The sequence below is a fragment of the Oceanobacillus caeni genome (genome assembly GCF_019037185.1).
Lineage (GTDB): Bacteria > Bacillota > Bacilli > Bacillales > Amphibacillaceae > Oceanobacillus > Oceanobacillus caeni.
Genome location: NZ_JAHHXM010000044.1, coordinates 1 through 24,042, shown reverse-complemented (window position 1 = coordinate 24,042; position 24,042 = coordinate 1). Strand labels below are relative to the sequence as shown.

Below are 24,042 nucleotides of genomic sequence, written 5' to 3'. Positions count from 1 at the left end.
ATCTAATTCTATATATAAGATTATCAAATGAATAGGACACTTTCTAAAATTGTCTACTTTATAGATACAATATCAGGAGTTATCACGGACAAAACCCATGAAAACGGGAAAGGAAATGTCCGTGAGAAACCAAAAACTATAAAAAAGTAGCAGGGGCGAACTCGATTCCCGAATTGCTTTCTGCTATTTAACTACGTATTATCTTCATGTGATCAGCGTTCGTTTTTTCTATCTCAAGAGAGTACTATTATAAAAGCATCGATTCCTATCTTTTCGATTCTTTTCAGATGAGCTTCAGCATTTTTCCGGTTTGAAAAAGCACCTGATTGTACTCTATGCCACTTTGCTCCGGATAAAGTGATTGTTTCAATAAATGCTTCGATACCATGAGTCTTTAGAAAAGATACTCGATTTAGTGCCTTTTCCTTTGATTGAAAGGAACCAGCAATTACTTTGTATAAGGAGTCACTCTTTTGATTACCATTTGTCCTTTTCTTCAGTTGAAGTGCTTTTGCAATTCCGTTTACATGATTTTGGGCTATCTTCTTCCTCCATGAGGCTTGTTTCATAAGGGCTGCATCTGAATGATTGTCAATAAAGCCGTTTTCAGATAAGAAGGCTGGCATGGAGGTTTCTCGTAAAACGTGGAAGTTTGCCTTTTTCTTCCCCCTATTTTGTAAGGCAATTCCGTTGGATATTTCACGATGCATGATATTTCTGTATTTTGCACTTTGACTAGAATCACTTAATCCGCTAAAAATAAAATCCTCATATCCCTTTGCTTTTCCATTAAATGCATTACAGTGGATAGAAATGAAATAATTCGCATTCCACGCATTTGCTTCATTTGTTCGTTGGCGTAAACTTTTCGAAATGTCAGTTGTCCTACTCATTTGAATTTCTACATTTTCATATTCCTTATCCAATATGTGACGAATCTGAAGTGCAATATCTAATACAACATCCTTTTCTTTCAGGCCATGCCCTACTGCACCAGGATCTGATCCACCATGGCCTGGATCCAAAAATACCCTTTTCATTTGTCATCCTCCTAGATTTCATTTCACTTCTATAATCGTGATTGGATTGAAAATGGGGGGATGGTACATGCTAAAAAGGGTGAAATATGATAAATTCTTCAATAAGGATGATGTTCAAGTGGATAAAATAGGAATATATATGTCCTCTGCAAAAATAAGGAGAAATATGATATCGCCGCATCTACTTCTTTTATCCCACCCAAAGAAGTTGGGTGGAAGATCAACTGTCCGTAAAAGAAAGTGCGACTAACCATATGTGAGGGATGAAGGAAAACCTGCACTGATGGAATTCTTCTTTATTAGGTACGTTTTTTAATAATCGGACCACCTGGTATGGCCAGACGCAGTCCGTACGTCGCTACGAAGTAAAGCATGTGTGAGTACAGGCGTTGCGACAGAACGTCATGTTCATAGCCTGTAGGGGAGCTTCCGATTTTGATAAAGAATAGCGAGTGACAGACCTCTAGTTATTGCATATAATAAGATTCGTGGTTCGAACATATAAATGACAATATCATTTAAATAGAGGTGTATGATGTAAATATGGAATTCAATATTGGTCCAAGGATGCTTAAAACAGGGCTTGCTGTAACATTAACATTATTGGTTACAGGGATGTTAAATTTGCAATTAGATATCATTGCGGCGATTGCTTCAGTACTAGCCATGCAACAATCCATCATGAGATCTGTTACGTATATTAAGGAAGTATTGATTGGAAATGGTGTTGCTGTCATTTTCTCATTGTTGGGTACTTTTTTGCTTGGGACACATCCACTATCGGTTGGTGCTGTGGTGATTATATCGATTGCAATCAACATAAAGCTAGGATTAAATAAAACGGTCAGTTTAACTGCATTGACCATCATGGCGATGATGCTTGCAAGTGATGATAGTATTAATTTTGTTTATATTGTTGAACGAATATCACTTATTGCGATAGGAGTTATTGCTGCCTTTTTAGTGAATGCTTTTATTTTTCCACCAGATCATAAGAAGAATTTATATAACCTTGTGAAAAAGACGAGTGAAAAAATACATTTTCTATTACGAGTTATTCCAAATAAAACATTAAGCATACCGAAACAAAAAGAAGAAGATCGTGAAATTGAGAAGCTAATCTCAAAGGCTAAGGATTATTATGAAATTATCTCAGATGAACGGAATCGCTTATTTATAAAAAATAAAATGGAATTTTTAAGAAGTATTATTATTTATAAACATATGATTCGAGTATTAGAAAGGCAGTATACATTAATTATCCATTTAGAGAAAAACTTAGGTGAAATAGAAGACTCAAGTACAAGAAGTTATTTGATAAAGAAATTAATAAGTGGACTAAATGGCTATAGTGAAAATATATTCCTTATGTATGAAGAAAAAGTAAAATTAGATTTGAATCTGCAAAAGGAAATAAAGGCTGCGATGCATGTAACGATTAACAACTTAATTGATGAACTTCAAGGTTCTGAATTTACAAAGTGGTCCTATGTATTTCCTATTGCAAATAGCTTAATTGAATTATTTGATGAACTGGACAAATTAGAAAGAATGGTACGGATTAATGAATCGAAAGCTGCTCAGACTTCTGATTAAGGTACAATCTGTTCCTGAATAAATTCCTCCTTCCTTCAAAAACTAATTGGTAGATAAGAAATATAAAAGTTTCTTATCCTGGAGCTGCCGGCGTGAAGATTTGCATAAGTGCATGCATTTGCCGAACTTAAGCAAGGAGGAATTTATTATGGGAAGCAATAAAGCAGGCGGAAACAGACAGTTTAAAGAAAGAAAAAACCATGGGGAAACAAGAAACGGAAGAAAAAGTCCATTTAAGAATTCAAACCCACATGGTGGAGAAACACCAAATGAGTATTTAAGCGATAAAGAACTATAAGTTAAAAAACCACTAAAATAAAAGAAACAGTGTAGCACTTTGGCCACACTGTTTCTTTTATTTTTCCCTTTTTACATTAGGAGGTTCGCTCATTTTCCCTGTTGCAATATCCTCCGTGATATGCACTTGGCATGTTTTTCCTCTGTTATTAACAAATTTAAATATCCCATTATTAAAATCTGTTCCAATCTCCTTATAGAAAATTCCTTCATAAAGATTGTTCTTTGATCTAGTAAAACGTAATCGGTAAGTTTCTCCGTCTTGTTCTAGGAAAGCACGAACGCCTTTTTCAAACATCGTGTCACCTTCACTCTTGAGTGTACGATCAATGGATACAATATGAAGATCTATAAATGTTAGTTCACGTAGAAGAACATTTACAAATGAGCCTTTTGTAATTTCTTCCCAACGATTTTGTGGACTTTGGCCAATGATAATTTGAGTAATGTTATGGTTATGTGCAACTTCTTTAATTGTTTTAACTAGAGGACGACTTTCATTATCTCGGATAATAAATTCATCTACATCCAATTCATCGCATAGTTCTTTCCAACTATCAACATAACCAGACTTTTCAGCGTCGAACTCGTCGTATGGCTTTTGATCTACTGTAAGTACATATAATGGACAATCCATAATTTTGGCCAATTTATGTCCTCGTCTTATTAACCTTTCGCCATTAGGGCCGTAGTACACACAAACTAAAATACTTTCGTCCATTCGACCTTTAATTTTTCTCATGACGGCAAATTCACCTCTTATATTTCATCCATTATATTCTTACTAAAACTTTAATATTTTAACATGATATTTTATTCCCGTGAACCATAAATTTTAGTGCGTGTTCAAAAAGGAGGATGAAAAGGACCGAGCAGTTCGAGGCGGAGTAGCTTTGAGCAGCGGAACGTATGCAATTAATACGTGAGCAGACGCTCTTGCACGCCGGAAAAGTGGTTTTCTTTTCCAAGGAGCGGAAAAGCAAGCCAACGAAGAAATGCGAAGTGTCTTTTTCACCGGACTTTTTGAACATCCTCTCTTTTAAAAAAGGGTTTGGGAAAAAATAATATCTAAAGGTGTTTCCATATAGCATAAGTGATTTGTAACATAAAAACAATATCCAAATCGATAAAACAACAGAAGTGCAATGTTTAGCTCGATAAGTTATAATTATATTATTGATAAAAATTCAATTATCGTCATTTATCAAATAATTCCTTATTATTTCTATCATTATTAATTTGTGCTTATGCACTTATTAATTCCACGATAGATACTTAAAAGATCCCCTTATTTACAATCAATTTTATTAAAGAAATCATAATGTTAATGAGCATTAATAATATATGCATGATGTTCACAGATGGTATGGACGCAATTTTTCTAAAGTAGGTAGGAAAATATAAAAACCTTCCTGTCTGGGGCTCCGATTACCTGCCCCATCGAAAAAACTGCATAAACGTAAGGTTTTCGTCCAAGCTAAAGCGAACGCCAAGTTTTCTAAAGAAAGAAGTCAGACATTTTTGAAATGGAGGTCCCGATTTGTACACTGTTAATTTAGCTATTATTATTCCTTTTTTAGCTGCCATGATTGTACCAATTATTTACAAAAGAATAAAGGGGATTCATGTTGGTTGGTTTGTTTTCTTAGTTTCAACCGCATTATTCCTCTATCTTGTAAGTTATATACCTAACATTGCAAGTGGAGAGACGTATCTATATACATTTGAATGGATTCCGTCCTATAACATAAATTTCATAACATATTTAGATGGATTAAGTTTAATTTTTGCCTTATTAATTACTGGTATAGGTTCCCTAGTTACTATTTATTCCATTTATTATTTATCAAGTGAAGAAAATTTATCTCATTTTTATACGTATTTGTTACTATTCATGGGTGCGATGCTCGGTGTTGTATTCTCTGACAATATCATGGTTTTATATGTATTTTGGGAATTAACAAGTATTTCCTCCTTCCTACTAATTGCGTTCTGGTATCATCGGAAAAGTTCAAGGGATGGGGCTCAAAAATCACTGCTTATTACGATAAGTGGTGGTTTTGGAATGCTTGTAGGTTTTATTATGCTCTATGTAATGACGGGAACGATGAGTATTCGTGAAATGATTACAACGATTTCCGGCTTTCACGACCATCCACTATTTATTCCGGCAATGTTATTAATTTTACTTGGTGCGTTTACGAAATCTGCTCAATATCCGTTTCACATTTGGTTACCAACTGCGATGGAAGCTCCAACCCCTGTTAGTGCTTATTTACATTCGGCAACCATGGTAAAGGCAGGAATTTATTTAGTTGCGAGGTTTACACCTGTTTTCGGTGGAGAACTAACATGGTTCTGGGTAGTCACGATAGTAGGTATCATTACGTTATTCTGGGGATCGTTTAATGCGATTAGACAAACAGATCTTAAGGCCCTTTTGGCTTATTCGACTATTAGTCAACTTGGTATGATCATGAGTATGATTGGGATAAGTTCAGTCGCACTTAGACATGGACATTCTATGAATATGGTCATTTATACACAAGCTGCGTTTGCAGCAATTTTCCACTTAATTAATCACTCCACATTTAAAGGAGCCCTGTTTATGGTTGTAGGGATTGTTGACCATGAACTAGGTACACGTGATATACGGAGACTTGGTGGATTAGCTACCTTAATGCCAATTACGTTTACGATTTCTATCATTGGAAGTTTCTCTATGGCGGGTCTACCACCTTTTAATGGATTCCTTAGTAAAGAGATGTTCTTTACATCTATATTAAGCGTTCGTGAACTTCATTTTACTTCTGAAGTATGGATGGGCTTGATTCCTGTGGTTGCCTGGGCAGCAAGTATACTAACATTTGTTTATTGTATGATTTTTGTTTTCAAAACCTTTCTTGGGAAATACCAGGAAGAGAAATTGGAACACCCTGCACATGAGGCTCCATTTGGAATGCTATTTTCACCGATAGTTCTAGGTTTATTTGTAATTCTAATTTTCTTCTTCCCGAACGTTTTGGGGAATTATGTAATCAAACCGGCTATGTATAGCATTTTCCCTCAACTAGGTGCGGAAGATCTAGGTCAGCATGTTTCTGCGTGGCATGGCTTTAATCTAGAGTTAAAGATGACGATTGGTGTTATTGTGTTTGGAGCATTCCTATTTATTTTTCTTCGTCATTGGAAGGGACTATATAATTGGATTCTTCCAGAGAAGTTATCTTTCAATGCGTTGTATGGCAATAGTTTAGAGCTAATCGAAAAGGTATCAAAGATCATTACCAATTCCTATATGACTGGTCATCTAAGAGATTATATGGTCTATATTTACATCTTTTTCATAATTGCTGTCGGTGGAACATTGTTAAATACAAAAGCATTTTTATTCGATATCGAACAATACTCTACTGTAACTGAGTTTGAGTGGCTAATCACGATAGCGATGATTATTGCGGCTATCTCTATGTTACTCGTTAAGTCTCGCCTAACTGCAATTCTTTTAAATAGTGTGTTGGGTTATGGGGTTTCAATATTTTTTGTTATATTCCGTGCACCAGATTTAGCGTTAACCCAAACCGTAATCGAAACAGTAACAACCGTACTATTCCTTGCTGCGTATTATTTTCTACCTGAATGGAAGAAAGAAGATAGTAAAAAACGCTCCAAGATTGTTAATGGCATTGTATCTGTTGCGGTAGGTGTCATATTTACTACGATCGCTTTAGCTGTTCAAAACGGGAAGCTATTTGAATCTATTTCAAGCTTTTATGAAAATGCATATGAACTTGCCGGGGCAACTAATATTGTCAATGCGATTCTTGGGGATTTTAGGGCTTTTGATACAATGCTTGAAGTAGTAGTATTGCTTATCGCAGGACTAGGGGTTTATACGTTCATTAAACTAAAGGCAAGAAAGGGGGATAATCCCCTTGAAGACAAATAACGTTATTTTACGAGCAGTTGTAAAGCTTGTTGTATTTATTATATTAACCTTAGCTGTTTATTTGTTTTTATCTGGACATCATAGTCCTGGGGGAGGATTTATTGGTGGTCTAGTAGTAGCTGCGGCTTTGGTATTGCTTTTTGTTTCCTTTGATATTGAGACGGTACGGGGCGCCATTCCCTTTGATTTTAAAAAGGTTGCTGCTTTAGGAGCGTTTATTTCGGTTACAACGGGCTTTGGCTCGCTCCTTTTTGGTGAACCGTTTCTATCGCAAACCTTTGCTTATTTTGATCTCCCTTTTTTTGGGGAAACGGAGTTAACGACGGTTACTATTTTTGAAGCCGGTGTTGCGTTAGTTGTTGTCGGAGTTGTCGTAACCATTATTTTAAGTATAGTTGAGGATGTGTAATTTATGGAAACTTTAACCACCATCCTAACAGGTGTTTTGGTATCAGTAGCAACATATTTAATTCTTTCAAGAAGTGTGCTGAGGGTTATATTAGGTACAGCCGTACTTTCTCATGCGGCACATTTATTAATTATGTCGATGGGAAGAGGACTTAAAAGCGGTGAAGTTCCTATTTTAACGGATGAGGCGTTATCATACGTTGATCCTCTACCACAAGCACTTATTTTAACTTCTATCGTGATCAGTTTTGCAGTAACTGCTATATTATTAGTTTTAGCCTATCGTACGTACCGTGAAACAGGGACAGATAATCTGTTTGAATGGAGAGGTATTAAAGATGAATAATCTGGTTGTCTTACCAATGGTCATTCCTGTTTTAGCAGGTATATTGTTTGTTTTCTTCCGTAACCAAATTAAGCTACAAAGATGGATTAGTTTCATTGTCATGATAGGTAATATAGGGATTGCTGCTTATTTATTACATCTTAATCAAATAGCTGGAATACAGCGTATTGACTTCAGTGGTTGGATGCCTCCATTTGGTATTTCGTTTGTTGCGGATTCATTCGCATTAATTCTTGTTCTGCTAACAAGTTTAGTGGCGGCAATTTGCCTTATTTATGCTTTTTCTTCCATTGGAGAAGCTCGCGAAAAAATGTACTTTTATTCTTTTGTGAACTTTTTAGTAGCCGGTGTGAATGGCTCATTTTTAACCGGTGATTTGTTCAATTTGTATGTTTGCTTTGAAATTATGTTACTTGCATCCTATGTGCTTATTGCCTTAGGAGGAGAAAAAGTACAATTAAGAGAATCCATTAAGTATGTATTAATCAATGTCTTGTCTTCATGGTTTTTCCTTGTTGCCATTGCATACTTATATGGTGCCATTGGAACATTAAATATGGCTCATATTTCAGAACGGATAGCTGAATCAGGTCAAACGCCTTTGTTGACCGTTATTAGTATTGTGTTTTTAACGGTCTTTGCCTTGAAAGCTGGACTATTACTTTATTTCTGGCTTCCGGGCTCTTATAGTATTGCGCCAACCGCAGTCGCTGCATTATTTGGAGCATTATTAACAAAAGTTGGGATTTATGCAATGATTCGTGTATTTACACTATTCTTTTATCATGATCCTTCTATTACACACACCTTTATCACTGTATTAGCGGCTTTAACATTGATTGGTGGAAGTATTGGGGCTGTTGCGTATAAAGACATACGTTTAATTGTCACTTATAATGTCGTCATAGCAGTTGGTTTTATTCTGGTAGGTTTGGCTGTAGCAACGCCAGAGGCATTAGAAGGTTCTATTTATTATTTGATGCACGATATGATTGTTAAAGCACTATTATTTCTATTAGCTGGTACCATGATTTCAGTGACAGGCACGACTAGAATTGATGAGATGAGTGGACTTATACGAAATTATCCACTATTAGGATGGATGTTCTTTATTGTCATGTTATCATTAGCTGGAGTTCCACCACTTAGTGGTTTTATTGGGAAAGTGCTCGTAGGTCAAGGGACGATTGAAACAGGGTCTTATATCTTACTTGCCTTAGCTTTCCTTTCAAGTATCTTTGTTTTGTACTCGCTTCTTCGGGTTTTCCTTCAATGCTTTTGGGGAGAAACGATTATTAGCTCAGAAGATGAAATACCTATGAAAAATGGATGGATGATTCCATGCGCCATCCTAACAATTGGGACTATTGTTCTGGGATTGGGTGCTGAGTTCATTTTTCCTTATGTTAGTGATGCAGCAAATACATTATTAAACCCTAGTGATTATATTGATGCGGTATTGACACAAGATTAACTGAAATTCTAAAGTACGTTTTATTAGGAGGTATACCATGCCCGCCCAGTTTATTATAAACTTGTCAATAGCATTCCTATGGATGTTTTTCCAAGATGAGGACCAATTTTATCTTACTACATTTGCGACAGGCTACATTGTAGGAATTGGTATTTTATATTTAATGCATCGTTTTTTCGGGAAACGTTTTTACTTAGGTAGGCTTTTTGCCTTTATAAAGTTGATTCTAATTTATCTATCAGAGATAACCAAATCAAGTTATCAAGTATTAAAGCAAATTCTTAGCCCAAAAATAAATGTAAAGCCAGGAATATTTAAATTTGAGACGAAATTAAGAGGTGAATGGGAAGTCCCGCTTCTCGCCTTACTTTTAATCACAACTCCGGGTTCCGTTGTAGTTGAGGTAACACCAGAAGGGGACGCATTTTATATTCACGCAATCGATGTCCAAGAATCCAAAGAGAATTTAATAAGATCTTTACACAAATTTGAAGAGGCAATTATGGGGGTGACCAGATAATGATTGAAACGATGTTACAAGTATCCTTCACATTATTTGGCGTAGCTATAGTAATAGCATTATACCGAATTATTTTTGGGCCGAGCTTACCTGACCGAGTGATTGCACTAGATATGATTGGGGTTAATCTTATTACAGCGATTGCTATTGTATCAGTGATTTTAGACACGAAGGCCTTCTTTGACGTTATCCTCATATTGGCAGTTTTAGCTTTTATTAGTACAATTGCCTTCTCCAAATTTATTGAGAAGGGCGGCGTTATCATTGAGCGTAAACGGGATGATTGAGTTTATTGCAGCACTCTTGATTTTGGTAGGTTCGATAATGGCAGTAATTAGTGCCATTGGTATTATTCGTTTTCAAGATGTTTATTCTCGTTCACACGCTGCCACGAAGTCCTCTACCTTGGCAGTTTCCCTTACTCTATCTGGAGTATTTATTTATTTATTGGTGTCCGAGTCAATTTTTAGTGTCCGCATGATTATGGGAATTGTATTTGTCCTTTTGACATCTCCCGTCGCTGGTCATCTCATCATAAGAGCGGCATATAGATCCGGTGTGGAAATGACAGATGCAACGTTAGAGGATGAGTTGGCGGAAGTGTTAAAGAAGAAGGAAAAGCAAATGGAAGAAGAAAAGGCGAGTAAAGATACTGGTGTGAAAAGCGATGAAGTATTGGAATAAAAAATCAGTGCAATCTATACTGCACTGATTTTTCTTTATAATAACAAATTCATCATCCATGGAGTAATGACAGAAACAACTACGGCACTAATGGACATGGCGATAGAACTAATCGATCCTTCCAATTGGCTATTCTCAAGTGCTGCGGCAGTACCGATGCCATGCGAGGCACTTCCGAGTCCAATTCCTTTTCCTAGATAATGGTGGATCTTTGTATATTTATAAACATAGGAATGTAATACTGCCCCACCTACTCCGGCAATCATAACAAAGATAGCTGCTAGTGAAGTTATCCCATCCAACGATTCCGTGATGGCCATAGAAATGGGAGTTGTCACAGACTTGGAGCTAATCGTAAGTAGTATTTCCTCTCCAAATCCAGCCCACTTTGCAAGAAGTACTCCAGTAGAAATTCCCACCAATGCTCCTATACAAGTTCCAACAAGGATTGGAACAACCATTTTTTTCAAAAGCTTTCGTTCCATGTATAGTGGATAGGCCAATGCAACAACTGCTGGGCCAAGTAACTTATTAATCCACTCCCCACCTATCATATACGTCTCATAGGATATAGGGATGATGAGTAAAATAAGAACAATGATAATGGTTGCGATTAACATAGGTAACGTAAAAGGATAATGATATTTATGGTGAATCTTTAATGCTGCGTAATAAGTGATAACCGTGCCTATGATTGCTGTAATGCCAATTAATAAATGAATCATACTCATTCCTTCCTCATGATTAGCCACTGACTAATCCATCCAGAACTTACCATGACAAGTATGGTACTAATGATAACGATGAAAAATAATAGGATACCTTTCCCCAGAAATAAATCGAAGTAGTCGATAATTCCTACTGTTGCTGGAATGAAAAATAAAGTTAAATGGCGAACCATGAACTTTGCTCCTTCATCAATCCATGAAAGTTTCACAATGTTAAAGAATAATAGAATAAAAAGAATGATCATTCCTATCACACTACCTGGAATCAACAGATGAAATGTGTGTTGAATCCAATTTCCTAAAGACGCTAGTAAACATAGGATGATTATATGTAATGTGATCTTCATGACTTTAACCACAATTAACACCCCTATACTTTATGGAATAACTACTAGTATATCAATAAAATTAGATGAGAAGAAGCTATAGAATTCCAAACTCTATAACTTATTTCTGATGATTAATTCCCCGAGTTTACAAAACATTTACATTCACATCATACGTTCTTTACATTCAGCTACTATACTATGGAATTGAGAGGCGGAATGATCCGTTCATCAAAATTCAAAGGACTTATTCGGGGAGGACAAAGTAATGAAGTTCAAGAAGTACCTTATGTTGGTTGTTGTAGGACTAGTACTATTTCTAGCAGCTTGTGGAGGGGCGGCAGAAGAATCAAATACTTCTGGCGATGAAGCATCCAACGAATTAGAAGGAAATGTTGCCATTGATGGTTCTGGTACGGTTTACCCCCTAATGTCTAGATTAGCTGAAGAATATATGATTAACGAACAACCGAATGTATCTGTTGAAGTTAGTCGTGCTGGAACAAGTGCCGGTTTTAAAAAATTTCTAGCAGAAGATGGAACGGACTTTAACGATGCATCTCGTGAAATTAAAGAGGAAGAACAAGTAAAAGCAGATGAGCTTGGAATAGAAGTAATGGAATTAAAAGTTGCTTTAGACGGTTTAACAATTGTGGTTAACCCAGAAAATGACTTTGCAACTGAATTAACAGAAGATCAAGTGAAGGATATCTTCTTAGGTAATGTAACAAAGTGGTCTGAAATCAATCCGGATTGGCCTGAAGAAGAAATTCAAACATATGGTCCAAATGAAAACCATGGAACTTACGAATTCTTCTATGAAACTATTCTTGAAGAACAGGATTTAGTAAAAACGATTAATCTTCAACAAGATTATTCTACTTTAGTAACTTTAGTAGCAGAAGATGTTAACGCAATTGGGTTCTTTGGATTTGGATACTACGATAGTAACAAAGATAAAGTACAAGCAGTAGGTATTGATTTTGGCGAAGGTGCTGTCGTTCCATCTCTAGATACAATTGGTGAAGAAGGCCCTTATGCTAATTATACACGTCCAGTATTCACATATTTAAATGTGAACCATGCAAAAGAAAAGGCCCAAGTATTCGATTATGCAACTTATGTATTAGAAACCATGAATGACTTTGCTGGAGAAACTGGATTCGCACCTATTCCAGAAGAAGAAGCACAAGCTCAACTTGAAGAGCTAGAAGCTAATAAATAATTGATATTTAGGAAACTTTGAAACCTATTAAGATGAGGGCCAATTGTGCTCTCATCTTAGTTTCTAAAGTTTCCATGTTGGAAGGAGTCCTAACATAATGCAGAAGATCAGCGAGGTAAAGCAAGAAGCGATTCATGTTAGTGAAATAATTGCGCAAAATAAACAAAAGAAAAATGTATCGAACCTAGTTGAAAAATGGATTCCTACCATTTTATTTCTTTTAGCGTCAATAACTATCCTTACGACTCTAGGGATACTCTATACGTTATTATCACAAGCAATTCAATTTTTTAGAGCTGTACCAATTTGGGAGTTTTTTACTGGTGCTGTTTTAAAACCATTAAGTCAAAATCCAGAATTCGGTATTTTACCCCTTATTAACGGTACGCTTATTTCTACTGCTATTGCTATGCTTGTTGCGGGTCCAATTGGCCTTATGTCTGCTATTTATTTAAGTGAGTATGCGTCAGAAAAAGTTAGAAGAGTATTAAAACCATTATTAGAAATTTTAGCTGGTATTCCGACGATTGTATATGGATTTTTTGCTTTTACATTTGTAACACCTCTTATTCGCTCTATTTTTCCAGAAGTAGGAGCTACGAATATTCTTAGCCCTGGCTTGGTAATGGGGGTTATGATTATCCCCATGATTGCATCTCTTTCTGAAGATGCCATGACGTCTGTTCCGAATGCAATGAGAGAAGGATCTTTAGCAATGGGAGCAACAAAATTAGAAACAACATTCAAGGTAGTTATTCCTGCTGCTTTTTCGGGAATTATTGCCTCATTCGTTCTTGGTATTTCCCGGGCTATTGGTGAAACAATGATTGTTACGATTGCTAGTGGGAGTTCCAAAAACTTTACTTTTGACATTACTCAATCTATGCAAACCATGACTGCATACATTGTTGAAGTCGCTGGTGGAGAAGCTGCCGCTGGTACGACGATATATTATAGTCTTTATGCTGTGGCTATTACCCTTTTTGTCTTTACTCTATTAATGAATTTATTTGCAAGATATATTTCCCGTAAGTTTAGGGAGGAATATTGATGATTAAGCAATTTGACGAAACACAATTAAAAAATAGAATGAACTCCCGGGTGAGAAATAATAGAATATGGAAATTCATTTTCTTTTTATCTACTTTATTTGGTCTTTTTGTCCTCGCCATTTTAATGATAAGAGTAGTAATGGATGGGATTAGTTTCCTTCATATGGATTTCCTAACGGGTAGATTATCTACAGATCCTGATCGTGCCGGTATTATGGGTGCTTTACTTGGAACGGTGTGGGTCGTGCTAGTTGTTATTCCGGTTACACTAATAGTAGGAGTGGGAACTGCTATTTATTTAGAGCTTTACGCAAAAAGAGGGAAGTTTAAGTCATTTATTGAAACGAACATTTCTAATCTAGCAGGTGTACCATCGATTGTTTATGGACTATTAGGTTTAACTGTTTTTGTTCGTATGATGGATTTTGGAAATGTTGTTTTAGCTGGTGGTTTAACTTTATCTTTATTAGTACTACCAATTTTAATTGTATCTGCACAGGAAGCACTTAGAGCAGTACCTGGGCATCTAGCTGAGGCATCTTATGGGATGGGGGCTACAAAGTGGCAAACGATTAGAAGAGTAATCTTGCCTGCAGCTTTACCAAGTATTTTGACAGGATCCATTTTATCTCTATCACGTGCGATTGGAGAAACAGCACCCCTAACTGTACTAGGAATTCCAGCATTGTTAATTCCATTTCCGGAAGGGCTGTTTGATACGTTTACAGCTCTACCGATGCAAATTTATTACTGGACTTTGGATTCATCCCTAGTGGCAGAATATGCGAACTTAGCTGGCGCAACTATTATTGTTCTACTTGCTCTCTTATTCCTGCTTAACTCCGTAGCAATTTTTATTCGAAATAAGTTTCAACATAGATATTAATAGTGCGAGTCTCTTGATAGCTTGATACTAGTTTAGAAATTTCGCGAACAATAATCTTCATAAAGGAGTGATGAGAATGGGCGTTATCGCAAATAAAATGGGTTTACAAGTTAATCCCACAGCAAAGGAAAGTATAGCAAAGAAAATAAATACACAAAAAAATAATATTGTTTATGATACAAAAGAATTAAATCTTTGGTACGGTCATACACATGCTTTGAAAAATATTAATTTGGAAATACATGAAAAAGAAGTAACAGCCATTATTGGTCCTTCAGGGTGTGGCAAATCTACCTACATTAAAACGTTAAATCGTATGGTTGAGTTAGTACCAGGTGTTCGTACAACTGGTTCGATTTCTTATAAAGGAAATAACATTTTAGGTAAAACGATGAAAGTAGAAGATTTACGTACAAAAGTAGGTATGGTATTTCAAAAACCGAATCCTTTTCCAAAGTCTATCTATGAAAATATTGCCTATGGTCCCAAAATACATGGTATCCGTAATAAAAAGTTACTAGATCAAATTGTCGAAAGAAGTTTGCGTGGTGCCTATATTTGGGATGAGTTAAAGGATCGTCTAAATGAAAATGCATTTGGACTTTCTGGTGGTCAGCAGCAACGTTTATGTATTGCTAGAGCGCTGGCAATACAACCGGATGTAATCTTAATGGATGAGCCAACTTCAGCGCTTGACCCTAAATCAACGCTTAAAATTGAAGAGTTAGTTCAAGAACTGAAAAAGGATTATTCTATTATTATGGTTACTCATAATATGCAACAAGCAGCACGTATTTCCGATCGAACCGCTTTCTTTTTAAACGGAGAGGTTGTAGAATTCGATAACACGAATAAAATCTTCTCCAATCCATCAGATAAACGGACGGAAGATTATATATCTGGTAGATTTGGATGAGGAATACGGAAGGTAAGGCCTATATTTTTCATTGACAATTTATGATTATTTTGTTTTAATGTAATTAATTTAATACTGGTACCTTTAAATCAGTCCAGAGAGGCTGACAAGGACAACGGAAATGAAGATGGGATGATTATGCTTAGATCAATCCTATCTTTGACTGGGCTTCTTGTCAGAAATGGCAAGGAGCCTTTTTTTTTATTTCCAAAAGTCAATTCTTCGGTGCCAGTCCACTTTAAGGAGGAATTGGTATGCAAAAGGTAGATAAGGAATTTTCATTACAAGCTGTTCCACAGGGAAGTAGAACTGGCTTTTGGAGTATGTTAGCAGTAATGATGAGTTTAACATTTTTCTCAGCAAGTATGTTATCTGGGGGAGAATTAGGTGCAGGCCTAACATTTAAAGAATTTATTTGGATTGTATTTATAGGAAATTTAATTTTAGGATTATATACTGGTGCCTTAGCATTTATTGCATTTAAGACAGGTCTTTCCACACACTTACTTGCTCGCTATGCTTTTGGAGAAAAAGGGTCTTACTTACCGTCATTCCTATTAGGTGCCACACAAGTTGGATGGTTTGGTGTTGGTTTAGCAATGTTCGCAGTTCCAGTACACTTATTTACAGGAATAAATGAGTACGTGTTAATCATTGTTTTAGGAACTTTAATGACTGCAACTGCAATTTTTGGAATGAAGGCTTTAACAATTATTAGTATTATTGCAATCCCAGCTATTTCCATTCTAGGGGGCTATTCTGCTATCAGTGCAACCAATACAGCAGGTGGAATTCAGGCATTAATGGATTATCAACCAACTGAAGCAATGGGTGTTGCGGCTGCATTGACTATTTGTGTCGGTTCTTTCGTTAGTGCTGGAACATTAACTCCTGACTTTACAAGATTTGCAAAGAGTGGGAGAACAGCTGTAAGTACTACGATGATTGCATTCTTGATCGGTAATTCACTCATGTTCTTATTTGGAGCAATTGGTACGTTTGCATTTGGCTTAGGTGATATCTCAGAAGTAATGTATACACAAGGGCTCATTATCCCAGCAATTATTGTATTAGGATTAAATATCTGGACAACGAATGATAATGCATTATATGCTTCAGGACTAGGGTTTTCTAATATTACAAAAATCCCTAAAAGTAAAGTAGTTATCTTTAATGGGATCGTTGGAACCATTGCAGCGATGTGGCTTTACAATAACTTTATGGGATTCTTAACAGTATTAGGTTCCACTCTTCCGTCAATCGGTGCAATTATTTTAGCGGATTATTTCTTAGTAAAAAGAGGAAAGTACGAACCGTTTGAAACAATGAAATTTAAATCAATTAATTGGATTGCTATTCTAGCTTGGATTGGTGGGGTTGTTGTTGCCAATTTAGTACCTGGTATTCCTCCAATTAATGGGATTGTTGGAACTGCAGTGATTTATGTAACCGCAATGAAAGTGGCGGAAAGGCAAATCGAAATAAAAGTAGAAAAGGTGGGTTAGTTCATGATTATTAAAAATGCGAAATTAAGAGGAAAAGATGAGCTATATAGTATCGTTGTGAAAGACGGAAAAATTGAAGAAGTTTCTACACAAGTGGATATGGGAGGGCATGAGGTAATCGATGTTAATGGAGCATTGGTTCTTCCTCCTTTTATTGAACCGCATATTCATCTAGATTCGACGCTTACAGCCGGTGAACCGGAATGGAATCTTAGCGGAACATTGTTTGAAGGAATTGAAAGATGGTCAGAGCGTAAGAAATCATTAACAAAAGAAGATGTTAAGTATAGATCTAAAACAGCTTTAAAGTGGCAAGTTGCCCAAGGTATTCAGCATGTACGTACTCATGTAGATGTCACAGACCCTAAGTTAATTGCACTTGAAGCATTGCTTGAAGTGAAGGAAGAAATGAAAGATTATGTTGACTTACAGCTTGTTGCCTTTCCGCAAGAAGGTATCCAATCTTTCCCTAATGGAGCGGAATTAGTGGAAGAAGCACTTAAAATGGGTGCAGATGTTGTTGGGGGAATTCCACATTATGAATTTACCCGTGAGTATGGCGTTCAATCAATGAAGACAGCCTTTGATTTAGCAGAAAAATATAATGTATTAGTGGATATTCATTGTGATGAAATTGATGATGAACAATCAAGATTTGTTGAAGTGGTAGCGAAAGAGGCTTACGAACGAGGAATGGGTTCCCGTGTTACTGCAAGCCATACAACAGCTATGGGTTCCTATAATAATGCTTATGCATCTAAATTATTCCGTATTTTAAAGATGTCCGAAATTAACTTTGTATCGAATCCACTTGTTAATATTCATCTTCAAGGACGGTTCGACACCTATCCGAAACGAAGAGGATTAACGAGAGTAAAAGAACTACTAGAAGCGGGAATGAATGTATGTTTTGGACAGGATGATATTTTTGATCCATGGTATCCACTTGGCACAGGCAATATGCTACAAGTACTTCATATGGGCATCCATGCAGCGCAATTAATGGGTTATGAGCAAATTGTAGATTCGATTGATCTTATTACAAAAAACAGTGCAAAAACATTAAATATTGAAGACAACTATGGTATCGAAGAAGGGAAGCCAGCTAACTTCATCATCCTAGATGCAGAGAGTGAATATGATACCATCCGCAAACAAGCAAAAGTTCGTTACTCTATTCGTAATGGTAAAATCATTGCTGAAACAAAGCCTAGTGAAACGATGCTTTTATTGGATGGAAGTAATGAGATGGTTGATTTTAATAGAAGGTAAATAAACATAATGCCCCCCTTAGGGTAAACAGATTAAAAAAGTCTGCTTCACTTTAGGGGGGCTTACTTTCATTGTAGTTCATGATATGATAGTGGGATGGGAGATTTTAAATAAAAACCATGTGAATCTGTTACGAAACTGTTTAAATAATTTTAAGGGTTCACATTTGGTTTGATTTAATCTAAAATAATATGTAAACGCTGACAAGAATTACAGGGGGAGGAAGGAATTATGGTACAAAAAAGTATAGGTGCTTTTTGGGGGTGGCTTTGGCAGTCACATGAGAATACAAAACGTTTATTGACCTTTTCTCAATTAAGAAATGTTGAAGAATCTCAAACTTCTAAGGGGCAAAAGGAAAATGGATCTTCTATTTCGGGAAAGGGAAATAAAAAGGGACATAATAAGAAACCGGCCTATAAACCTGCTCAAAAGGTAGGTTTGATCTTAGGGCCTTTATTGTTTTTATTAACATTATTGTTTTTTCATCCGGAGGGTTTAAGTCCTGAGGCAAGATCTGTTCTTGCTGTCACATTGTGGGTGGCTACTTGGTGGATTACGGAGCCAATTCCAATTCCGGTAAGCTCGCTAATTCCTATTATTTTATTACCAATGACCGGGGCATTGGATGGAAATACCGTTGTTTCATCATATGGAAATGATATTATTTTCTTATTCTTAGGCGGATTTTTTATTGCAACAGCTATGGAGAAATGGAACCTGCATAAGCGAATGGCATTATCGATTATTTCTATAATTGGTACAAGCCCACAACGAATTGTATTAGGTTTCATGGTTTCAACCGCCTTCTTGTCGATGTGGGTTTCGAATACGGCAGCTACCATGATGCTAATTCCAATGGGATTGGCAATTGTTCAACAGGCATCAAGTTCCTTGAAAGAAGGGAAATATGCGAGTGATATACCGAAATTTGAGAAGTCGGTCATATTTGGTATTGGCTATGCTGCAACCATTGGGGGTCTTGGGACATTGATTGGAACACCACCCCTCAGTATTCTTGCGGGAACAGTAGGTCAAATGTTTGATACAGAAATATCCTTTGCTGGCTGGATGGCAGTAGGTGTCCCACTTGTTATTCTTTTAATTCCATTATTATGGCTTTATCTTACGAAAGTTGTATATAAAATAAACTTTCGTGAATTACCAGGTGGAAAGGAACAGATTTATAAGGAACGGAAATCCCTTGGTAAAATTTCTTACGAGGAAAAAGCTGTAGCGTTTGTGTTTGCCTTTGCAGCGTTTATGTGGATTACACGGACATTTATTTGGGAAAATATCGTTGAGTTCCCTGGTATTAGTGATGGTATCATTGCGATGATGGCAACCGTATTGCTTTTCTTAATTCCGGCGAAACGGGAAGAAGGAAGTAAAATAATGGAGTGGAAAGACTCTAAAGATATTCCGTGGGGCATTCTTATATTATTTGGTGGAGGTCTTGCCATTGCTGCAGGATTTACGTCGTCAGGGCTTTCAGAATGGATTGGGCAACAGTTGGCAGGACTAGAAGGAATGAACATTCTCCTTGTAATTTTTATCTCAACACTAGTTATTTTACTTCTAACAGAGATTACTTCAAACACGGCTACAGCAACAATGATCATACCAGTAGTAGCATCACTGGCACTTGCTTTAAACTTACATCCGTATGCATTAATGGTACCTTGTGCAATGGCGGCTAACTGTTCATTTATGCTACCAGTAGGAACGCCACCAAATGCCATTATGTATGGTACAGGGAAATTAACCATAACAGAAATGGTTAAAAACGGATTTTGGTTAAATAACTTTACCCTTGTTTTGGTTGTATTAGTAGTCTATTTTTATCTACCCGTTGTATGGGGAATTGATTTGTTTGAGATACCGGCTGAATTTCGATAAATACTAATATTTTATTTTAAGCAATTCTTTTGATTTCCCCCACATACTTTGAAACAATGTAGTTATCCAAGAATGAAGGGAGAAATCAATTTAAAATGAAAGTATTTCTGATTGGATCAAATGGGCAAATTGGAAAACATATCGTAAAACTACTTCAAGATAGTAATCAACATACATTAAAAGCAATGGTTCGTAGCGAAGAACAAGCAAATGCACTTAGGAAATCTGGTGTAGATGCAATCGTTGCTAACTTAGAAGGAAGTGTAGAGGAATTAGCCGAGGCAATGCAAGGAAGTGACGCGGTAATATTCTCAGCTGGATCAGGTGGGAAAACAGGACCGGACAAAACGTTACTTGTAGACCTTGATGGGGCAGTAAAATCAATGGAAGCAGCAGAAAAAGTTGGTGCAAATCGATATATCATGGTTAGTGCATTCCGCGCATTTGACCGTGAGTCCTGGAAAGATAGCCCAATCAAACCGTATATGGTTGCCAAACATTATGCAGATCGTATTTTAACGGAAAGTAATTTAAACTATACTATTTTTGGTCCAGGTCGTTTGTTAAATGAACCCGGGACTGGAAAAGTGCAGGCCGGAAATGACATCGATAAGGGATCTATTCCACGTGAAGATGTTGCAAGAGCTGTTGTACAATCTTTAGATGAGGAAAATACATTTAAAAAGACAATTGGTTTAATGTCAGGCGAAAGCACGATTGAAGAAGCATTCAAACGTTTATAGCCAAAATTAAAAAGCGAACAGTCCTTTTGAAAAGGATTGTTCGCTTTTTAATGTTAGTTCATTTCATATAGATTATATTTACAAAACCGTTTAGTTGCTCTACTTCAAGGAAATGACCATTAAATGCGTGAATAATGGAAGATACTAGTAACTTGAAAGAATCCTTTTACAAACTGGAAATAAACTATCTTCATCCAACGCATCATTGGATTGCGGATAGTGAGCACTATCGGATTTGTTACATAAAACCATTAATTTTATCATTTGGGATTCTTCTCCATGTCTAAAGTAAGGGATTTCAAATTTCATCAGTCGCTTCCCTTTTTAAATAATACTATAACAATAACACATAAATTTCCCCTTTTGATTCCGATTCTGCCCAAAGGGGGAATATTCCAATTTTATAGACTTTGTTTAACTATGTCCGGTTTATCAAAAGAATAAAGAAGAACGCAAGGACGAGATAATTCGACAAAAAACTTATGGTGGTTAAATATAGACGATCTTTTTGGTTTGAATGAAGAAATAAAGATGGTGATTTTTAAATGTATTGATTGTAATAAAACCGATGAAGATCCTGAATATATTATAGGTGAATTTAGTGTGGATTTTAAAAAAAGTGAAGAAGTAGAAATACATTGCCCGCATTGTAACAGCATTACGAAAGAGCAAGAAATACCCCAAGTGATTAATTTTCACTTGGGATGTGATAAGGCGCGTTAGCACTTTTGTTCTCCTCCCACCAATACTATTATTCCAAGAAGAAATGATTGACTGTATAAGATGGTCGATTTCCGGGAATCCGAACATGTACCACCATCCTATAATGTTCTAGAGTATTACAATGTTCTTTCACGTAAATTAATAAAAGGTGTTGTCCCGAGTGTTACGCTATCCAATAAAGAGAGATAATGGACTTACTGACGTTTTACAATTATAGTACCTATACCACTAAAGCACATATATGTGAATATAATTATCCATAGGTAAGAAGTTGGTACATCTTTAATGTCCAAAAATGTGATGGTAGCCAATGAAATGAAAAGTAACCCTAGAAAGATATGCGATGAATACGTGTGAAACCTCAGCATATTTTTGACAGTTCGTTCATCAAGTTCTGGAGTTCTATCTTTTTTACGATTTACATTAATTACATTAATAACAATTAGAATAATTGATACAGGTAATGCACCTATTACTGTAGCCGTAGAGAATTCCCCTTTTGTGAAATAGGTGAAACTTTGACTGATTATTGCACCTAACAAAATACCTATTCCACCGTAAGCTAAAGTCCATTTTCTTTTTCTATTTTTCATTCTTCTCCTCCTCTAATTTAAAAACCTCTTCAAACTGTAAAGCAAAGTATTTTACAATTTTAAGTGCTAGTTCAAGACTTGGATTATATTTATTGTTTTCTATTGCGGTAAACGTTTGCCTTGTCACTTGTAAGTCCTCGGCTATTTTTATTTGTTTTATCCCTTTTTCTTTTCTAATTTTGCGAATGTTATTTTTAACCGCCATAGATCACCACCCCCCTTGTGAAAAAGTAAATATATCTTTACATATTTTATAACATAAACAAGAAAGTAGATAAAGATATATTTACGATTTAGGGAATATGAACTACTACAATATATGTGTATATTAAGTTTTTTATGGTAAAAAGGATTCAAAAATAGGCTATCCTATTGATTACCATATTTTCCCATATTATGCTTAAATAGTAAGAATAATTCTTCTGGTTAAGTAATTGAAAAAAGGGGGGGAACTATTAATGAAAATCTCAAATTCTAGTGTGCTCAAAATTAAAAAATTATTTCTAGTAACAATGGTAGTGATTGTAACAATCTCACTTTCACTAAATAGTGTCAGTGCTAAGGGAATTGAAAGCGGTGACAGTTCAGATGAAAGTGTTAGTGAAATTTTAACAGGTAAAGAAGCAAACGAATATTTAAAAGCGGTTGAAAAAAATAGTACATTTAAGGAACTTTCTACATCTGGAAAGTTAGTTAAAAACAATGCAAAGGTTGAAAGGTTCGAGTTGGAATCTAACAAGGATTTTAAAAACGATATTGTTGTATTACAATCTAAAATTGATGATGAGAAAGAACATACAGGTATTTTGGCTATAGTTGACTCAAAAACTTATGAAGTTTTTTCATTTACAACGGTAAAAGAAAATGATGAATCAACTGGAATGATTTTTACTGAATATGATGGTAAAACTGGACAAGTTTTGCTTGAAAATAATGTAGTTGACAACGAGGTAGTTAATGCAAAGGATGAAACTCAGATACAACCTTTAGCAATTGAAAAAGGAAGTTACTGGTGGAAAGTAATCTGTGGCTTAGCGACCAGTGGTTCATGTTCTTTGGGCTGTTTATCATTAGTCGCTGTTCCGGGAGGATATCCAGCATGCACCCTTCTTTGTGGGGCACTTACCGGGGCAACAGCGTGTTAATTAGTATCTTTTTATAGATTTACAATATGATTGATTAAGAGATTGATTACTATCACAGTCAATCATATAATATAAATTTATTTACTTCACTTAAAAGTACGTTATAGTAAACAAATATTTTTTGTCTGAAAAATTGACGTAAATCCTTACTAATCATTAAGTTTATATGTTTTAAATTAAACCCGAGTAACTCCATTATTCACTTAGAATTAACAGTATTAACTTGAAAAATGTACTGATATTCCTAATAAGTAGAATAGTAAAAGTGATTTTGAGTTAACATTTAATTTAGGGAAATTATACTTATTTTTAAAGGAATAATTCAAGACAAAGCAATAGTATTAGTTTTCTATATCTTAAAATTAAATTACTTTTTAGAAAGCTGTCACAAAACTATGTGGCAGCTTTCTTATGTAATTAATATTGTATTCTCATTTGAATATCTCATTTATATGGCAATTAGGTAGAATTTCATAGTCCTTGTTTTTATAGTTATGAATAAGGAGGACCAGTTACTAAGAAATGAATTTAGAATATATAATGGACCGTCCGTCAAGTGCTTCTCTAATAACAGTTTCCATTTTCCATAAGTAAAATTATAGCATTTTTGATAATTTAATTCTTCCCGGTAGATATCCTTGTATGTGTCAAGTTTTTCTCGGTGTGTCTTTCACACCAATATTTCCGGCACTCTATTTTTGTACACTTTTTCGGC

At 35.7% G+C, this 24,042-nt stretch carries 25 protein-coding genes; 19 read left to right on the top strand and 6 right to left on the bottom strand.

Features of this window, described 5'->3' with window-relative positions; translation table 11 throughout:
• Positions 1-233 precede the first annotated feature (233 nt).
• Entirely contained in the window at positions 234-1,040 is an 807-nt protein-coding gene (locus KM885_RS16070) for an N-acetylmuramoyl-L-alanine amidase (RefSeq protein ID WP_047185203.1), read from the bottom strand.
• Positions 1,041-1,583: 543 nt separating this feature from the next.
• On the opposite strand from KM885_RS16070, the gene KM885_RS16065 reads away from it, so the two are divergent.
• Positions 1,584-2,636, top strand: coding sequence for an FUSC family protein (locus tag KM885_RS16065; protein WP_047185201.1), 1,053 nt, complete (start codon positions 1,584-1,586; stop codon positions 2,634-2,636).
• 148 nt (positions 2,637-2,784) lie between these two features.
• Entirely contained in the window at positions 2,785-2,934 is a 150-nt protein-coding gene (locus KM885_RS16060) for a hypothetical protein (RefSeq protein WP_165589181.1), read from the top strand.
• 57 nt (positions 2,935-2,991) lie between these two features.
• On the opposite strand, the gene KM885_RS16055 is transcribed toward KM885_RS16060, so the two are convergent.
• The gene (locus KM885_RS16055; protein WP_047185200.1) at positions 2,992-3,675 is read right to left on the bottom strand and encodes an adenine nucleotide alpha hydrolase family protein; all 684 of its coding nucleotides are present in this window, start codon (positions 3,673-3,675) and stop codon (positions 2,992-2,994) included.
• A gap of 798 nt (positions 3,676-4,473) precedes the next feature.
• Between KM885_RS16055 and KM885_RS16050 the strand changes: the two genes are divergently transcribed.
• From KM885_RS16050 to KM885_RS16020, 7 genes are read left to right on the top strand one after another with little or no spacing between them, the layout of a single operon-like run.
• Positions 4,474-6,882 carry a Na+/H+ antiporter subunit A gene (locus KM885_RS16050; protein WP_216884253.1) on the top strand — a complete coding sequence of 803 codons (2,409 nt, stop codon included), beginning with the start codon at positions 4,474-4,476 and terminating at the stop codon, positions 6,880-6,882.
• A complete protein-coding gene (locus tag KM885_RS16045; protein WP_047185198.1) occupies positions 6,869-7,291 on the top strand; it encodes a Na(+)/H(+) antiporter subunit B in 423 nt (140 codons plus the stop codon). Before KM885_RS16050 ends, KM885_RS16045 begins: the two co-directional genes overlap by 14 nt.
• 3 nt (positions 7,292-7,294) lie before the next feature.
• Positions 7,295-7,636, top strand: a complete 342-nt coding sequence (locus KM885_RS16040; protein WP_047185197.1) for a Na(+)/H(+) antiporter subunit C — start codon at positions 7,295-7,297, stop codon at positions 7,634-7,636.
• Entirely contained in the window at positions 7,629-9,110 is a 1,482-nt protein-coding gene (locus tag KM885_RS16035; RefSeq protein WP_145523764.1) for a Na+/H+ antiporter subunit D, read from the top strand. Before KM885_RS16040 ends, KM885_RS16035 begins: the two co-directional genes overlap by 8 nt.
• Before the next feature lie 37 nt (positions 9,111-9,147).
• On the top strand, positions 9,148-9,630 hold the full coding sequence (locus KM885_RS16030; protein WP_047185195.1) for a Na+/H+ antiporter subunit E: 483 nt from the start codon (positions 9,148-9,150) through the stop codon (positions 9,628-9,630).
• Positions 9,630-9,917, top strand: coding sequence for a Na(+)/H(+) antiporter subunit F1 (locus KM885_RS16025; RefSeq protein ID WP_047185194.1), 288 nt, complete (start codon positions 9,630-9,632; stop codon positions 9,915-9,917). Before KM885_RS16030 ends, KM885_RS16025 begins: the two co-directional genes overlap by 1 nt.
• Positions 9,895-10,314, top strand: a complete 420-nt coding sequence (locus KM885_RS16020; RefSeq protein ID WP_276516086.1) for a Na+/H+ antiporter subunit G — start codon at positions 9,895-9,897, stop codon at positions 10,312-10,314. Before KM885_RS16025 ends, KM885_RS16020 begins: the two co-directional genes overlap by 23 nt.
• A 35-nt stretch (positions 10,315-10,349) precedes the next feature.
• On the opposite strand, the gene KM885_RS16015 is transcribed toward KM885_RS16020, so the two are convergent.
• Both KM885_RS16015 and KM885_RS16010 read right to left on the bottom strand, forming a co-directional pair.
• Positions 10,350-11,066, bottom strand: a complete 717-nt coding sequence (locus KM885_RS16015; RefSeq protein ID WP_328150280.1) for an LrgB family protein — start codon at positions 11,064-11,066, stop codon at positions 10,350-10,352.
• Positions 11,042-11,401 carry a CidA/LrgA family protein gene (locus KM885_RS16010; RefSeq protein ID WP_225344113.1) on the bottom strand — a complete coding sequence of 120 codons (360 nt, stop codon included), beginning with the start codon at positions 11,399-11,401 and terminating at the stop codon, positions 11,042-11,044. The genes KM885_RS16015 and KM885_RS16010 overlap by 25 nt, the downstream gene beginning before the upstream one ends.
• A 235-nt stretch (positions 11,402-11,636) precedes the next feature.
• On the opposite strand from KM885_RS16010, the gene KM885_RS16005 reads away from it, so the two are divergent.
• The 9 genes from KM885_RS16005 to KM885_RS15965 all read left to right on the top strand — a co-directional run bounded on the left by KM885_RS16005 (position 11,637) and on the right by KM885_RS15965 (position 21,589).
• Complete coding sequence (locus tag KM885_RS16005) at positions 11,637-12,593, top strand: PstS family phosphate ABC transporter substrate-binding protein (RefSeq protein WP_047185191.1); 957 nt, start codon at positions 11,637-11,639, stop codon at positions 12,591-12,593.
• Between the two features lie 97 nt (positions 12,594-12,690).
• Complete coding sequence (pstC, locus tag KM885_RS16000) at positions 12,691-13,644, top strand: phosphate ABC transporter permease subunit PstC (protein ID WP_047185190.1); 954 nt, start codon at positions 12,691-12,693, stop codon at positions 13,642-13,644.
• A complete protein-coding gene (pstA, locus tag KM885_RS15995; RefSeq protein ID WP_204798395.1) occupies positions 13,644-14,531 on the top strand; it encodes a phosphate ABC transporter permease PstA in 888 nt (295 codons plus the stop codon). Before pstC ends, pstA begins: the two co-directional genes overlap by 1 nt.
• Before the next feature lie 76 nt (positions 14,532-14,607).
• Positions 14,608-15,447 carry a phosphate ABC transporter ATP-binding protein PstB gene (gene pstB, locus KM885_RS15990; protein WP_084824066.1) on the top strand — a complete coding sequence of 280 codons (840 nt, stop codon included), beginning with the start codon at positions 14,608-14,610 and terminating at the stop codon, positions 15,445-15,447.
• Positions 15,448-15,701: 254 nt separating this feature from the next.
• Positions 15,702-16,952: a cytosine permease gene (codB, locus tag KM885_RS15985; protein ID WP_204798394.1), complete on the top strand. Its 1,251-nt coding sequence runs from the start codon at positions 15,702-15,704 to the stop codon at positions 16,950-16,952.
• A gap of 3 nt (positions 16,953-16,955) precedes the next feature.
• A complete protein-coding gene (codA, locus tag KM885_RS15980; protein WP_047185187.1) occupies positions 16,956-18,224 on the top strand; it encodes a cytosine deaminase in 1,269 nt (422 codons plus the stop codon).
• 231 nt (positions 18,225-18,455) lie between these two features.
• The gene (locus KM885_RS15975) at positions 18,456-20,123 is read left to right on the top strand and encodes an SLC13 family permease (RefSeq protein WP_204798393.1); all 1,668 of its coding nucleotides are present in this window, start codon (positions 18,456-18,458) and stop codon (positions 20,121-20,123) included.
• A gap of 95 nt (positions 20,124-20,218) precedes the next feature.
• Positions 20,219-20,866 (top strand): SDR family oxidoreductase, encoded by a 648-nt coding sequence (locus KM885_RS15970; protein WP_216884252.1) that lies wholly within the window; start codon positions 20,219-20,221, stop codon positions 20,864-20,866.
• Between the two features lie 531 nt (positions 20,867-21,397).
• Positions 21,398-21,589, top strand: a complete 192-nt coding sequence (locus KM885_RS15965) for a hypothetical protein (RefSeq protein ID WP_216884254.1) — start codon at positions 21,398-21,400, stop codon at positions 21,587-21,589.
• 194 nt (positions 21,590-21,783) lie between these two features.
• On the opposite strand, the gene KM885_RS15960 is transcribed toward KM885_RS15965, so the two are convergent.
• Positions 21,784-22,182: a hypothetical protein gene (locus KM885_RS15960; RefSeq protein WP_047185184.1), complete on the bottom strand. Its 399-nt coding sequence runs from the start codon at positions 22,180-22,182 to the stop codon at positions 21,784-21,786.
• Positions 22,172-22,387 carry a helix-turn-helix transcriptional regulator gene (locus KM885_RS15955; protein ID WP_047185183.1) on the bottom strand — a complete coding sequence of 72 codons (216 nt, stop codon included), beginning with the start codon at positions 22,385-22,387 and terminating at the stop codon, positions 22,172-22,174. Before KM885_RS15955 ends, KM885_RS15960 begins: the two co-directional genes overlap by 11 nt.
• Before the next feature lie 253 nt (positions 22,388-22,640).
• Between KM885_RS15955 and KM885_RS15950 the strand changes: the two genes are divergently transcribed.
• Entirely contained in the window at positions 22,641-23,327 is a 687-nt protein-coding gene (locus tag KM885_RS15950; RefSeq protein ID WP_047185182.1) for a hypothetical protein, read from the top strand.
• Positions 23,328-24,042: the final 715 nt, after the last annotated feature.